General features: G+C 42.1%; 18 protein-coding genes and 1 pseudogene. 5 read left to right on the forward strand and 14 right to left on the reverse strand.

The features are described from left to right. The first annotated feature begins 55 nt into the window (after positions 1-55). Entirely contained in the window at positions 56-241 is a 186-nt protein-coding gene (locus ETB99_RS03225; protein WP_012575827.1) for a YhzD family protein, read from the forward strand. 19 nt (positions 242-260) lie between these two features. Here ETB99_RS03225 and ETB99_RS03230 read toward each other — a convergent pair whose 3' ends face one another. The 5 genes from ETB99_RS03230 to ETB99_RS03250 form a co-directional block, all read right to left on the reverse strand. Continuing rightward, positions 261-1,760, reverse strand: coding sequence for a coproporphyrinogen III oxidase (locus ETB99_RS03230; protein WP_171699898.1), 1,500 nt, complete (start codon positions 1,758-1,760; stop codon positions 261-263). Between the two features lie 69 nt (positions 1,761-1,829). Beyond that, entirely contained in the window at positions 1,830-2,690 is an 861-nt protein-coding gene (locus tag ETB99_RS03235; protein ID WP_077427812.1) for a Cof-type HAD-IIB family hydrolase, read from the reverse strand. A gap of 71 nt (positions 2,691-2,761) precedes the next feature. Beyond that, positions 2,762-3,106 (reverse strand): YlbF/YmcA family competence regulator, encoded by a 345-nt coding sequence (locus tag ETB99_RS03240; RefSeq protein WP_077427814.1) that lies wholly within the window; start codon positions 3,104-3,106, stop codon positions 2,762-2,764. Positions 3,107-3,168: 62 nt separating this feature from the next. Beyond that, complete coding sequence (locus ETB99_RS03245; RefSeq protein ID WP_077427816.1) at positions 3,169-4,278, reverse strand: DUF445 domain-containing protein; 1,110 nt, start codon at positions 4,276-4,278, stop codon at positions 3,169-3,171. 40 nt (positions 4,279-4,318) lie between these two features. Beyond that, positions 4,319-4,612: a hypothetical protein gene (locus ETB99_RS03250; protein WP_194947784.1), complete on the reverse strand. Its 294-nt coding sequence runs from the start codon at positions 4,610-4,612 to the stop codon at positions 4,319-4,321. A 97-nt stretch (positions 4,613-4,709) separates the two neighbouring features. Here ETB99_RS03250 and ETB99_RS03255 point away from each other — a divergent pair, with 97 nt between their 5' ends. From ETB99_RS03255 to ETB99_RS03265, 3 genes are all read left to right on the forward strand, one after another. After that, the gene (locus ETB99_RS03255) at positions 4,710-4,859 is read left to right on the forward strand and encodes a hypothetical protein (RefSeq protein ID WP_162471116.1); all 150 of its coding nucleotides are present in this window, start codon (positions 4,710-4,712) and stop codon (positions 4,857-4,859) included. A 68-nt stretch (positions 4,860-4,927) separates the two neighbouring features. Continuing rightward, a complete protein-coding gene (locus ETB99_RS03260) occupies positions 4,928-5,809 on the forward strand; it encodes a PucR family transcriptional regulator (protein ID WP_077427818.1) in 882 nt (293 codons plus the stop codon). A 111-nt stretch (positions 5,810-5,920) separates the two neighbouring features. Then, entirely contained in the window at positions 5,921-7,033 is a 1,113-nt protein-coding gene (locus ETB99_RS03265) for an ABC transporter ATP-binding protein (RefSeq protein WP_006319106.1), read from the forward strand. Between the two features lie 29 nt (positions 7,034-7,062). On the opposite strand, the gene ETB99_RS03270 is transcribed toward ETB99_RS03265, so the two are convergent. Then, on the reverse strand, positions 7,063-7,305 hold the full coding sequence (locus ETB99_RS03270; RefSeq protein ID WP_077427822.1) for a hypothetical protein: 243 nt from the start codon (positions 7,303-7,305) through the stop codon (positions 7,063-7,065). Positions 7,306-7,530: 225 nt separating this feature from the next. On the opposite strand from ETB99_RS03270, the gene ETB99_RS03275 reads away from it, so the two are divergent. Continuing rightward, positions 7,531-7,731: an alpha/beta-type small acid-soluble spore protein gene (locus ETB99_RS03275; protein WP_003395655.1), complete on the forward strand. Its 201-nt coding sequence runs from the start codon at positions 7,531-7,533 to the stop codon at positions 7,729-7,731. A 72-nt stretch (positions 7,732-7,803) separates the two neighbouring features. Here the strand turns inward: ETB99_RS03275 and ETB99_RS03280 are convergent. The 8 genes and pseudogenes from ETB99_RS03280 to tenI all read right to left on the reverse strand — a co-directional run. Beyond that, positions 7,804-8,208 (reverse strand): annotated as a pseudogene (locus ETB99_RS03280) (transporter substrate-binding domain-containing protein); the annotation flags it as partial. Between the two features lie 102 nt (positions 8,209-8,310). Beyond that, positions 8,311-9,576 (reverse strand): hemolysin family protein, encoded by a 1,266-nt coding sequence (locus ETB99_RS03285; RefSeq protein WP_077427830.1) that lies wholly within the window; start codon positions 9,574-9,576, stop codon positions 8,311-8,313. 278 nt (positions 9,577-9,854) lie between these two features. Further along, positions 9,855-10,643 carry a bifunctional hydroxymethylpyrimidine kinase/phosphomethylpyrimidine kinase gene (gene thiD / locus ETB99_RS03290; protein ID WP_171699899.1) on the reverse strand — a complete coding sequence of 263 codons (789 nt, stop codon included), beginning with the start codon at positions 10,641-10,643 and terminating at the stop codon, positions 9,855-9,857. A gap of 5 nt (positions 10,644-10,648) precedes the next feature. Continuing rightward, on the reverse strand, positions 10,649-11,668 hold the full coding sequence (locus tag ETB99_RS03295; protein ID WP_171699900.1) for a thiazole biosynthesis adenylyltransferase ThiF: 1,020 nt from the start codon (positions 11,666-11,668) through the stop codon (positions 10,649-10,651). Then, positions 11,668-12,435: a thiazole synthase gene (locus ETB99_RS03300; protein WP_077427836.1), complete on the reverse strand. Its 768-nt coding sequence runs from the start codon at positions 12,433-12,435 to the stop codon at positions 11,668-11,670. The genes ETB99_RS03295 and ETB99_RS03300 overlap by 1 nt, the downstream gene beginning before the upstream one ends. A gap of 1 nt (position 12,436) precedes the next feature. After that, a complete protein-coding gene (thiS, locus tag ETB99_RS03305; RefSeq protein WP_077427838.1) occupies positions 12,437-12,640 on the reverse strand; it encodes a sulfur carrier protein ThiS in 204 nt (67 codons plus the stop codon). Further along, a complete protein-coding gene (gene thiO, locus ETB99_RS03310; protein WP_171699901.1) occupies positions 12,624-13,745 on the reverse strand; it encodes a glycine oxidase ThiO in 1,122 nt (373 codons plus the stop codon). The genes thiS and thiO overlap by 17 nt, the downstream gene beginning before the upstream one ends. After that, positions 13,733-14,347: a thiazole tautomerase TenI gene (gene tenI / locus ETB99_RS03315; protein ID WP_077427842.1), complete on the reverse strand. Its 615-nt coding sequence runs from the start codon at positions 14,345-14,347 to the stop codon at positions 13,733-13,735. The genes thiO and tenI overlap by 13 nt, the downstream gene beginning before the upstream one ends.

Raw genomic sequence — 14,347 nt, forward strand, 5'->3', positions numbered from 1 at the left:
AAGAAGGAAATAAGCGTGAATGAGCGAATACATGCAAAGGAAAGGGGTGGGGAAGATGAAGACATATACGCTTACTGTTTTTGAAAAAACAGGAGAAAAACTGCTTGATGAAACATTTACTGCTGCAAACGATGACGAAGCAAAACGAATCGGCGAGCAAAAATTAAAAGAAAAACAATTTGAACATAAAACGCATCGCTGTACAACATCGAGCGGCAAATTGATTTTATTTCATCGATAAAGCCCCGATCATCTCGGGGCTAAAATAATTGTGCCATCATTTTTAATTTTTCGTTTGTGTAATGTTCGTAATTTTCATTATACGCTTTCGGCTCTTTCGGATTGGCAAAATGCGTAATCGCTTTTGTTTTTGGATGCACGAATTTGCTTGACGCTCCACATCCCAGCCCGATGATCGACTGTTGCTCTTCCATAATCATAATGTTATAAATGCTTTCTTGACCCGGTAAAGCGTAACCGACGTTTTCTAAATTGCCGAGAATATTTTTTTGGCGATATAAATAATACGGCACATACCCTTTTTCTTTCGTCCATCGTTCCGCACGTTTCATCATTTCATTAATTTCATCACGATCCGCTACTTTATACTTTTCCTTATTTTTCGTCATTTCCGACGCACGCTTAAACGACAACGTATGCACCGTCAACGACTCCGGCATGAGCTTTTCTGTTTGGGCAAGTGTAAAATCAAACTGTTTTACACCTTCTCCTGGCAAACCGATAATTAAATCCATATTAATATTGTTCATCCCTGCCTCGCGGGCAAGATGAAATTTCTCAATCGTCTCTTCCACCGTATGATGACGCCCAATTGCTCGCAACGTTTCTTGAATATATGATTGCGGATTAATGCTAATGCGGTCGATGTTCCATTTTTTTAACACCGCAAGCTTCTCCGATGTAATTGTATCTGGTCTTCCAGCTTCAACTGTAATTTCACGTACGCGTTCAACGTTTGGAAACACACGATACATGTGCGCATATAGTGCATCCATTTCCTCTGCCGTAATGCTTGTTGGCGTGCCGCCACCGTAATAAATAGTCGTAATCGGAATGTTGCGCTCTTTTAAAAATTTCCCGATTTGTTCCATTTCGTAATGCAATCCGAATAAAAAGGAATCAACAGATCCTTGTTTTCCTTGAATTGCGTAGGCTGGGAATGTACAATATGCGCATTTCGTCGGACAAAACGGAATGCCAATATAAATGCTTACTTCATTCGATAAATCGTAAAGATCTGGAACAACTGTAAACTGACGATCAACAATTTGTTGCATAAGCTGAATTTTTTCATCCGTCACTAAATAATCTTCGCGCAACTCGCGATGTGCTTCTTCTCTCGTTAAGCCAGAGCGCAATTTTTGATGCAATAATTTCACTGGACGAACACCTGTTAAAATACCCCATTGTTGCACAAAGTCTGTATATTGCTGCATAAGAGATAAATATATATAGGAAACCGCATGTTTCACTTGTTTCATGCGCCCTTTTTCTTCTTCTGTCTTCCACGATCGTGCGTAATAAGCCTCATACGTGCGACCATGTTCATGTTGCAACGTACCGCTAACAACGAGCCGGTCTCCTTGTTGTATATCCATCGTCACACGTACTTCCGCTTCTTCTGTCGCCATAAAAGAGAGCGTTGCCTCTTCAAAAAATAAACCGGTAATGACCTCAAGGGAACGTTGAAAACGATCCACCGGCTCAAGTCCGCAAATATGAATACGCAATGAAATCACCTTTCGCTTCGAAGTATTAAACCCATTTAAGTGTACAGAAGAAGCGAAAAGCTCGTCAAGAAACGGAAATTATTTTTTCTCTATTGTACGAATTTGACGTAAAAACTGAGGACGATGTTGTTTCCGAAAATGTTCTTTAATCATATATGCGACACCAAGTTGGTCGTTTGAACGCGTCACCCAGTCAGCAACAGCTTTGACTTCTTTTGAAGCATTTCCCATCGCAACGCCAAGACCGGCCGCTTCAATGGCTGGCATATCGTCCAAATGGTCACCGATGACGACCATTTCTTTTAACGAAATGCCGAGCTCGTTTCCAAGCCGAATTAACCCATTTAGTTTTGAAACGTTTGTTGGCAACAATTCAATTTTTCCATCGCTCACGCTGAGAGAAATGTCTGGAAATGCATGTGTGATCGTTTCAACAATTTCATCACATTCATCTTCTTTCGAGTAAAACACATCGATTTTCATTACATCAATCGGATCGTCGCGCAACACGTCACTTAACGAGTCAACAAATTGTGCCGGATAAAAAAATGGATCTCCTAAAATTGTCTTCGCAATCATGTTGTTTTTTATTTTTTTTCGATTTCCGATCGAATACCGTTCGTGAAGCAAGCGTACGTTGCAATTGAAATGCTCAAGCACGTGTACAATATCGAACGTTTTTTGTGCTGGAATGACAGAGGCGTGTAGCTTTTCTTCTAACGACTTTGCAACAAGCGCCCCTTGAAACGTCACTAAATACGAATCTAGCTTCAACGCCTTCGCTACTTTTTTCGCTGATAAAAAGTTTCTTGACGTCATCAAAGTCACATACACATCTTTTTTCTTCACAAAATCGATCGCTTCTTTCGTTTTTTTCTCCAACTTGCCATTCGATTTTAATAATGTTCCGTCAATATTTAGCGCAAGTAATTTATACATGAACGTCCCCCCTCGATGTCTTGGCTTCATTCATACGTATGACAAGGGGGTAAAAAAAAGAACACCCATTTTTATGAGTGTCCGTCATATAGTTCGTCAATTGGCTGAATCATCGCATTCATCGCTTTGGCAAACAACTCGTTTAAACGTTCTTCGGCATGAATGAGCCGTGCAATGTTTTCATTCATTTCAATAACATGTAAATGTTGTTGCAACAATTCGACATCTGCATCGCTGACCGGGAATCCGCTCATTTGTTTTTGTTGGAGCTGTTTTTGTAGCGCACGAAATTTCGTGAATAATTGGTGCGCAGTCGGATCGCGCTGCACTTGCTCGTAGGCGCGGCGAAGCTCGGCAAATGGCTCACTTGTACGAATCGCTATCGAAAGCTCGTGAATGGCTTGAAGGACGTCCATGCGGCACACTCCTCTCATTTTCCTTTTCTTTTTACCCTATGATCGAAGCGGCCGCTGTATGTCTACATTTGAACGAAAAACGTGATACAACCTTGAATGAGCCCGATGATCCCACCTAGCAAAGCCCCTAAATACGTAATCATTTTAAATTCACGGCGCGAAATTGTTAAAATCATTTCTTCTAGCCGTTCAACAGAAAACGATGCGACTTCTTCACGAACGATATCTTGCAAATGAAGCTGTTTCATCCATCGTCCGATGCGTTCGGAAGCAAATTGTAAAAGGAAGCGAACGAGCGTCGGTAATGAATGCCGCACATAAGGTGCAACGAGTGCGCCAAGCGGTTTTTGGAGCGGCTCTTGTACAATGAATGCGGTGAGACGTTTCACCCATACAACGATTTTTTCTTGATCGATTATTTGCTCCACCTCATGTATACGTATCTCCTTCACTTTTTCCCATTCGTTTATGAATAGTTGCACAAGCAGCTGTTTTGCTCCTTCACTTTGTAAAAATTTCACGATTTCCGGGCGAATTTTTTCCGCCAAACTAACGTTGCCAAGAAACATTTGAAGCATATTGCCAAACATGCCGCGGCTTTGTAAAAATTCATTGATCATATGCTCAATTTGACGCTCTCCTTGCTCACTCTCAACATACGTGCGCAAACGGAGCAATAAGCGATCGACAATCGAAGGGATAGCATGATCTATTTTTTGTAATACCTCAATTGGAATGATTTCATGAAGCGGACGTTGACGATATTGCGACATGAACGTTTTATATTTCGTTTCTATCCATGTTTCTGCCGCTTGTTTCGGATCTGGCATCCCGAATTGCTTCAGCCATTGTTCAACAGTTCGATCTGATTGTAGCCATTTTTCTACTTCTTCTTGCACGTAGTTCGTCATATCTTGAACGAACGATGGATCGTTTAATTTTCGACGCAATCCTTCCGCTGTTAATAAATGTTCCACAACCATACGTCCAAGTTGTTCCGCTAATTCCTCTCTCCGTTTCGGAATAAGTCCAGGTGTGAATGGTAGTCTTTTTCCTGCAATATATATCGGACGATACGGTCGAAAAAGCATTTTAATCGCAAGGGAATTTGTCATTCCCCCAATAAATGCTCCAACCACGATCATAAATAATAAATAAAGAAAAAGCCCCATAACGATCTCCCTTCTGCCAATAAACTATTCTAACCATTCATTATAGGGCTTGTCCGCTATGAGCGCAAATGTGCGATAACTGCTTATGCAACTGTTTCAAACATTTACATAACAATAGTCGGAATACTTCTCGTTCTGTCGCATGTTCTGATGCACACCATGCTTCTTTATATATATTCATTTTCTCAAATTGTTGTCGCCAATCATCTTTTTTCTCTTTCTTTTCTCTATCCCATTCTTTTCCGATGTGCAGTACATATAAATAACGAATAAGCGCTTCTTCCTCTTCATCTAAATCGTAATTCGTCAATGCATGTAAAAGCTGAACAATCATCATTTTCACCTCTCGTCATGAATATATGTGCGTACAACGTGAATGATGTATACTTTTTTTCCGTTCATACAGAATAATGAATAAGGGGGCATGTATGATGAAAGAACGCGATAATTATGAATGGGACATCGATCGTATGATCAATGAAGGCATGGCGGGAGGCTATGTATATTCATGCCATCGCGCCACAAATATTGAAGAAGCGCGTGATGTACAAACGGAACAACCACCACATGAAGTAAAATGAGGCGGCGAGCATTTTCTCGCCGCTTTTTGTATAATAGTCGTGAGGGGAGACGAAAGGAATGGACATACATGTTAGAAAAATTACGAGCATATTATCGAGATGCGCTTGTTGAATATGGACAAGTGAATGAACGACATGCGTACGAGTGGTTTTCTACAGAACATGGTGAGCTTTTCGGTATCAAAAAAGAAATGCTTACACAAAAAGAACGTGCGCTATTAGCTACATTGTTTACACCGTATGAAGCCGTAACTACTCAGATGAACAAACAACAACAAGCATGGTATCGTTTTTTAATTCATGGTGCGGAACATGCTTTTGAACAATTACCTCCCTCGACACATACACGATTTATTTACTTTTACATACAAAAAGGAACAGTTGACACACGCGATTTTACGGAGGCGATCCAGTCGCTTTTCCCTTACGATGTGACGATTATTTCAGAAACAGAACAACAATGGATCGTGATTGAACAACAAGAAGAAAGCGTTGCCTCTACCCTTCACGAATGGATCGACACGCTATGCAGTGATTTTTACATTCAATTGCGAGCATATATTGGACAAAAATGCCTCCATTCCGTTGAACTTGCTCGTATATTCGCAGCGGAAAAACGATATTTTCATGTCGGGCTGAAACACAATCCCGCTCAACGTGTTTACTGTATTGAAGACATCTTTCCTCTTCTGCTTATTAGCGGTGAGGAGATGACATATGCGACGATGTTTTTACAGGCGGTAAAACGAGAGCACGACATGTTGAAAACAATAAAGACGTTTTTTGAATGCAATTTAAACGTTTCGCTCGCAGCGAAAAAACTTCATATGCATCGCAATAGTTTGCAATATCGTATCGATAAGTTTATCGAAAAAACAAGTATTGATATCAAACAGTTTAAAGGGGCACTGACTGTATATTTAGCGATTTTGCTTCACGAACACCATTAGGCACATTGCCCGAAAACGTTTTCCTTTTTTGTGCACGTTGTCCATTTACGCTTCGTTCGTTTTTCTATATGCTTAAATCAAATGAAATCGATTGCATAAGGAGGCATACATATGGCTGAGCTTCGTTTAGAACATGTGTATAAAATTTATGACAACAACGTCACAGCTGTAAAAGACTTTAACTTACACATTCAAGATAAAGAATTTATCGTATTCGTCGGTCCGTCCGGTTGCGGAAAATCAACAACGCTTCGGATGATTGCGGGACTTGAGGAAATTTCAAAAGGTGATTTTTACATCGATGGAAAACGGATGAACGATGTAGCACCAAAAGATCGTGACATCGCGATGGTATTCCAAAACTATGCGCTTTATCCGCATATGAGCGTATATGACAACATGGCGTTTGGATTAAAATTACGCAAGTTCCCAAAAGATGAAATCGATCGTCGCGTTCGCGAAGCTGCACGCATTCTCGGTCTTGAGCAATATTTAGACCGCAAGCCGAAAGCGTTATCTGGCGGTCAGCGCCAACGCGTGGCATTAGGACGTGCGATTGTACGTGATGCGAAAGTATTTTTAATGGACGAACCTCTCTCTAACTTAGATGCAAAATTGCGTGTACAAATGCGCGCAGAAATCGCAAAACTTCATCAACGTTTAGGCACAACGACTATTTATGTCACACACGACCAAACAGAAGCGATGACGATGGCGACGCGCCTTGTCGTTATGAAAGATGGCGTCATTCAACAAGTCGGTACACCAAAAGAAGTGTATGAAAAGCCGGAAAATATTTTCGTCGGCGGATTTATCGGCTCACCAGCGATGAACTTCTTGCGTGGCGTCCTACAAGACGGCGTATTCGTGATCGGTGACGTAAAAATTGCCGTACCAGAAGGAAAAATGAAAGTGCTTCGTGAGCAAGGTTACGTTGGCAAAGAAGTCATTTTAGGTATTCGTCCAGAAGACTTCCATGATGAGCCTGTATTTCTTGAAGCATCACAAAACACAAAAGTAAGCGCTCATGTCGAAGTCGCAGAATTGCTTGGCGCAGAAATTATGGTATATTCACAAATTAGCGGCCAAGAGTTCGTTGCACGCGTTGATGCGCGCACAGACGTCAAAGCAGGGCAAACAATTGACCTTGCGTTAGATATGAATAAAGCACATTTCTTCGATGTCAACACAGAGTTGCGCATCCGTTCGAACAATGAAAAATAATCGATAAGCCCGTTCGTTTGAGCGGGCTTTTACTCTTGAATGAATTGAACGATATCGTCATCACAATGCGAGCAATGAAACAAATGAACGCAGACGTGCCGCTTTCTCGTATCGGCATATCCATCAACCATCTTCATCGTATCCATATCCATATACGGACTGTAGTCATCAAAATAATCTGTTAATTTCCCTTCGTCTTTTAATTTTTCCCCACATTGATCACAATAAAAAACGATTGTCCGTAAACCGTTGCATAACGGACAAATATGCATGCTCATCCCTCGCTTTATTATTTTCCATTATCTTTCCCACTTCACAAAAAATTACCACAAAAAAAAAAGAATAATAACATGTTTTTTCCCCAAAATAGTAGTACAAGCAAGCAAACATCAGTCGATGGGTTAAGCCAAGTTTGGCAGCGTGAAAAACATCACGCGTTGCTGGTGCAAATCCAGCTAACCCAACCATAAAAAAATGTAACGAGGAGATGATTGAACATGGCAAACACAAATCAATTATTAGTATACGGTGCACAACAAGCAATTGATCAAATGAAGTACGAAATCGCTCAAGAATTTGGTGTAAACCTTGGACCAGATGCAACATCACGCGCAAACGGTTCAGTTGGTGGCGAAATTACAAAACGTCTTGTTGCAATGGCGCAACAACAATTAGGTGGATCTTACACAACTAAATAACATGGCTGAAAACCCCCAAGCGACAATCGCTTGGGGGTTTTACTGAATACGTCGCAAAAACTGTCGTGTCCGTTGTTGATTTTCTTTATGAACGACAAGAACAGCTGCTGACGTAATATACGGATCGGAAAAATCGTATTTTTCTTGACGATCTGGACGAATACCGACTTGGTTTGCAATCATATCAAAACGTTTCGCATCTAAGCCAGCAAACATCGCATCCCATTGGGTTTCAACAAACACAGGTTTCACTCCGAGACGCTTCGCTACTTCTTTAGCAATTTCTACATCAAATCCTGTTAACTCACCTGTTTCATCGTGAAACGTGAATGGTGGATACGTGCCTTCCGTTCCAATTTTTAATTCTCCCTTTTCTTTTATTTGAGCAAATAAATCATTTTCTTTTTCATTTTGACCGCAACCTGTAAGCAATGCCCCAAACATAAACAGCGCGATCAACAATAGCCACTTTTTCATTATACTAACCCCCATTATTCTTATCGTTTTTTATGCTTATTCATCGTAATAAAAGTTGAAGAAGATTGTCAATAAAAAAAGGAGCAAAACGCCCCTTCCTTTTTATACATTTTCTACAATTGGCTCGCGAATACGAACAAGTACTTTACGAATGCGCCGATTTTCAACTTGACGGACGGTAACTGTTAGCGTTTCGTATTCAAACGACTCCCCAACGGTCGGAATGCGCTCAAACATTTCAAACACCCAGCCACCGAGCGTATGAGAGGAGCTTTCTAGCTCTTCGATACCTAAAATGTCACAAAACTCATCAAGCGGCAATTCCGCATTAAATTCGTACTCATAATCATTAATTTTTTGAAACGTTTTTACCGCTTCATCGTGTTCGTCCCATATTTCGCCGACAATTTGTTCCAAAATGTCTTCTAACGTAATGAGTCCGGACGTACCGCCAAACTCGTCGATAACGATCGCCATATGCACTTTACTTTTTTGCAATTCCGGCAACAAAGTGGAAATGCGCATCGACTCCACGACAAATAGCGGTGTGCGCAACAATTGGCGCACGTTTACTTCTTTTCCTTGTACGAGTTGACTGAAAAAGTCGCTTTCCGATAAAATTCCGATGACGTTATCAATGTCTCCTTCATATACAGGAACGCGCGAATATCGTTCGCGTAAAAAAATATCGCGAATTTCTTCAACTGGTTGATTCACTTCTACTGCAACCATATCGATACGTGGCGTGAAAATTTCGCCAACTAAAATGTCGTTAAAATCGAGCGAACGATGAACAAGTTCTTTCTCTTTATTATCGATTACTCCTTCTTCTTCACTTAAGTTCACCATCACTTTAATTTCTTCTTCTGTCACAGAAGGTACATCTGCTCGCTGACCAACAAGTTTCGATACAACTTTTTTCAACATGACAAGTAGCGCTGTAACGGGAGTAAACAGTTGGATTAACATATACAGCACGTCGGAAATAAGAAGCGAAAACGACTCGGCATGTTCTTTCGCCAATGACTTTGGCAACACTTCCCCGAAAATTAAAATTAAAATCGTCATACCAACCGTGCTAATGACAAGTCCTGTGCTGCCACCAAACAAATCGGTTGCCACTTTAGCTGAGATAGATGCTGCGGCAATGTTCACGATATTGTTCCCGACTAAAATAGTAGAGAGCGCTTGATCGAAGTTTTCTGCAATATATAGTGCTTTTTTACTGCCGCGTCGTTTTTCATCCACATAATTTTTCAGACGAATTTTATTGACGCTCGAAAACGCTGTCTCGGAGGCTGAGAAAAAGGCAGATAATAAAATTAAAGCGATAAGTAAAAACGTTAAACTCAGAGGTAAATCTCCCAATGAACATTCACACTCCTAATAAAAAATAGTGGTCATCATTAATATATATACGTCAATCATACCAAATTTAACTGAAAAAGAAAACGACTGCACATATGCGCAGTCGCTTTTACGATTCGATCAACGTTGTACCGATAAAAAATGTTAACAGCAACACGTACGTAATATTTAGCGTAATTGAAAGCTCTTCCACTCGTTCGTCCCCTCCATGAATATATTCCCCATTTTCATTTTAACAATGGTGAGAACGAATGTGTTTGTCAATGATGTGAACATTTTTATTCATGAAACGCCCAATGGTTTGTCGGTCCATGCCCACTTCCGATTTGAAGCGTTTGTTCAATCGCCTTTTGAATAAATCGTTTGGCTATGTCAACAGCTTCGTATGCCGTTTTTCCTTTTGCAAGTTGCGCCGTTATGGCTGCAGCGAACGTACATCCTGTACCGTGCGTATGTTTCGTATAGATCTTTTGACTCGTCCATTCGTAAAATTGTTCTCCGTCGTATAACAAGTCGACAAGTTCATCCCCTTTTCCATGTCCCCCTTTCATGACAACGTATTGAACACCCATATCGTGAAGTTTTTTAGCAGCTTCTTTTCGTTGTTCCAACGTTTCAATGCGCATATTCGTCAACACTTCCGCTTCTGGAATGTTCGGTGTTAATACGTGAGCAAGCGGCAACATATGATGTTGTAGCGCTTTTACCGCTTCTTGTTTTAACAATGGAGCCCCACCTTTTGCAATCATCACCGGATCGACAACGACACGAACCCAGCCATACTGTTTTATTTTACGAGCAACTAGCTCAATAATTTCTTCATTAAATAACATCCCCGTCTTCACCGCATCTGGCGGCAAGTCAACTGCAATCGAGTCGATTTGTTTTTCAATCGCTTCGATTGGAAGGGGGTACACTCCTTGTACACCGAGCGTATTTTGCGCCGTTACAGCTGTGATGGCTGACATGCCAAACACACGGAACTGGTGAAACGTTTTTAAATCCGCTTGAATGCCAGCCCCTCCACCGCTATCTGAACCAGCAATCGTCAATGCTTTATATACCATATCCCTCACCCCAAATATTGATAATATAGTCTCTTCGCTTCCTGAATATCATTTGTCCCATGAATGAATACACGCCCATCGGAAAAGACGACAAAACGATAAGGATGAATGGTAAACGCAAGTAAATATTCATTTTCTTCAATGCGAATGCCTTGTTGTTGTAAAAAAGAAATGAGCGTTGTCCATTCACGCTCCCCTCGTTGCGCAGGACGAATTTGTACAGTATCACGTCCGCACAATACAGCAAATTTCGTTTCGTTTTCATATTGAAGCGCTGGGTACGTTCGTTTACCGCCGCACGATTGGCAATCGTCTTTTTTTATACGTTTGACGTCAATCATGCGATATTGTCCGCGCCATATATCAAACGAGACGAGTTTTCGATTGATGCGCTCATCATTCACTAAAATTTTCAATGCTTCTGCCGTTTGATGGGCAACAACCATATGAACGACAGGACTAATGATGCCGGCTGTATCGCACGTCGCAACACCGAGCGGCACTTCTTCAAGAAGACATCGTAAGCACGGCGTTTCATGTGGGATAATGACGTAGCTTAATCCATAACTACCTACACACGCCCCATAAATCCATGGCACAGCATACTTTTGCGAAACATCGTTAATGATCATCCGCACATCAAAATTATCGGTACTATCGATGATGACATGAGGGCGATCGTGTGCCACAAGATACTCAAGCAACCGCGCATCTGCATCCGCCACGATCGGCTCGATAACAACGTCGCTATTTATCGCGCGCAAATGCGTAGCGGCCGCCATCGCTTTTGGCAGGCGTTTGATTGCATCTTCTTCCGTATATAGCTGCTGACGCTGTAAATTGCTCCACTCGACATAGTCGCGATCGACAATCGTTATTTTTCCAACTCCAGCTCTCACAAGCGTTTCAGCATTTGCTGCTCCAAGCGCGCCTACCCCAACGACGAGCACACGTTTTTCACGAATGCGTTGCTGACCTGTTGCACCAATTGGAGCAAACCGTTGTTGCCGCGAGTAACGATCCATTAGACGATGCTCATCCCTTCGAGCGGGCTACTTGCTGTCGCATATCGCCTTTTCGGAATTCTTCCAGCTTCATAGCCGAGTCTCCCTGCCTCAATCGCAAGTTTCATCGCTTTCGCCATTTTTACTGGGTCTTTCGCACAAGCAACAGCTGTATTTAACAACACTCCGTCAGCCCCAAGTTCCATTGCCAACGCTGCATCCGCTGGTCCACCAATGCCTGCGTCAATAATGACAGGCACAGTTGCTTGTTCAATAATGAATTGAATGTTTAATGGATTGATAATTCCTTGTCCTGATCCGATCGGTGAGGCGCCGGGCATGATCGCATGGCAACCGAGTTGTTGCAGTCGCTTCGCCAACACGACGTCATCTGACGTGTAAGGTAAAACGATAAATCCTTCCTCTAACAGCATTTCTGTCGCTTTTAACGTCTCTACTGGATCAGGAAGCAACGTTCGGTCGCATCCGATCACTTCAACTTTCACCATATCACAAAGCCCAGAAGCTTTCGCTAAACGGGCGATACGCACCGCTTCCTCTGCTGTTTTTGCTCCTGCCGTATTCGGTAGCAGTTTATATTTCGTTACATCTATTTTTTCTAAAAAATTCGGTTGATCGGGTGCGAAAATGTTCATCCGTCTTACCGCAAACGTTAAAATTTCTGCCCCCGACGCTTCCACAGCTTCTTTTTGAATGTCGATGTTCGGATATTTCCCTGTACCAAGCAATAAGCGAGATTGAAATGTATACGGACCGATTTGTAACATATTATCCTCCCCCTACAAAGTGAACAATTTCAATGCGATCGCCGTCAGCAATCTGTTTATGTTCATAGTTCTTTTTCGGAATAATCTCCATATTGATTTCAACGATTGCGATTTTTTCATGAATATGAAAATGATGCAACAATTGAGCAACTGTACGAATGTGAGCTGGCAAGTCCATCATTTCACCATTAATGATGCAACGCATGCCCCTCCCCCTTTCTTGTTGGCGAAAACGGTGTCATATCAAATGGTACTTCTTTTCCTTCAAGCATATCGCTCACACATCGACCTGTAATCGCACTTAATAAAATGCCGTTGCGATAATGTCCTGTTACAATAAACACGTTTGCGTATTGTGGATGAGCCCCGATGTAAGGCAGACCGTCTTTTGTCTGTGGACGAATGCCTGCCCAAGTTTTCTCGAATGTACAATGAGCAATAGCCGGAACGATTTGCATTGCGCGTGTTAACAATTGATGCACGCTACATGTTTGCACGTTTTTCGTAAATGAATGTGCAATCGCACTAGCTCCGATGACAAGTCGATTATTCGCTTTCGGCACGATGTAGCAGCCGTTTTTCGCAAATACAGTAGCTTGTAAAAGAGGGGTTTCTGTCATCACCGAAACACATTCTCCTTTGACCGGATACATATGTAGCGATAACCGCAACTTTTCAGCTAACATTGGCGTCCATGCCCCGCACGCAATAATGATACGCTTTGCATATAGCGAACCACTCGTTGTTTTTACCCCTACAACACGTTCTTGTTCAACAATAAAATCGTACGCTTCCGTATACGGTAAAAACTTTGTCCCTTTTGCCATCGCTGCCCGAGCGAAAGCAAGCGAAAGCTGTTTAGCATCCACTTGTTGATCGATCGTATACATCGCACCGTACTCATTTCGTACGTGCGGTTCGATTTGCGCCACTTCATCAGCCGTTAACCAACGGACGTGTGTTGATTGAATACGCCTCCAAAATTCATAATGTTCCGTTAATTTTTCGTACTCTTCCATCGTTGTTGCCAGTTTTAACATTCCTGTTTCATTCCAATGGACGACTATATGCGTTAACTCATACAATTCGGCGAGGACGTCTGGAAATATCGCTTGACTCTTTAAAGCAAGCGGAATGAGAGGATGATCTGTCGCAAACTCAGAGTGCGCACCGAGCATTCCGGCTGCGGCCGATGATGCTTCTTGTGCGAGCGCACCACGTTCAATAACGACAACTGACGCTCCTCTTTTCGTTAACTCAAAAGCGATGCTGCTGCCAATAATGCCTCCCCCAATAATTAAAACGTCCATGTATTCGCCCCCATTTGTTTCCGATATAGTTGAACCATATACAGCGGATCATCCGCGTCAAATACAGTAGACATCACCGCAATCCCTTTTGCCCCCGCCATGAACACATCACGAACATGATAAGGTTTAATGCCTCCAATGGCAACGATAGGAATGCATATGTAACTCGCCAACTGCTGCAACGATGAAAGCCCGCGCGGCTTCAAGCCTTCTTTACAATTCGTTTCGTATATATGTCCGAAAACGACGTAGTCCGCTCCTTCGTCTTCCGCTTGTTTTGCTTCTTCCAATGTATGAACAGATCGGCCGACACGCAAAAATGGAAACTTCTCTTTTATTCGTTTAGGCGCCAAACTATGATGAGCGAGCTGAACGCCGCCAACGCCATAAACGACTGCGACGTCCACTCGATCATTGACGATAATTTTTTGTGTTGGCACATTTGCTTCAAGCAACTTTTCCACAATCATGCTAATTTCTTTCGCTGAGCGATGCTTTTCACGAATATGAATGTAATCGACATATGAATGGACGAGCGATGAAATATGAACAAACGTGTCCATCGACTGATTGCCTGTTGAGATGAGATGGAACTCTTTCAT

It is taken from the genome of Anoxybacillus sp. CHMUD, assembly GCF_013096965.1.
Lineage (GTDB): Bacteria > Bacillota > Bacilli > Bacillales > Anoxybacillaceae > Anoxybacillus > Anoxybacillus kestanbolensis_A.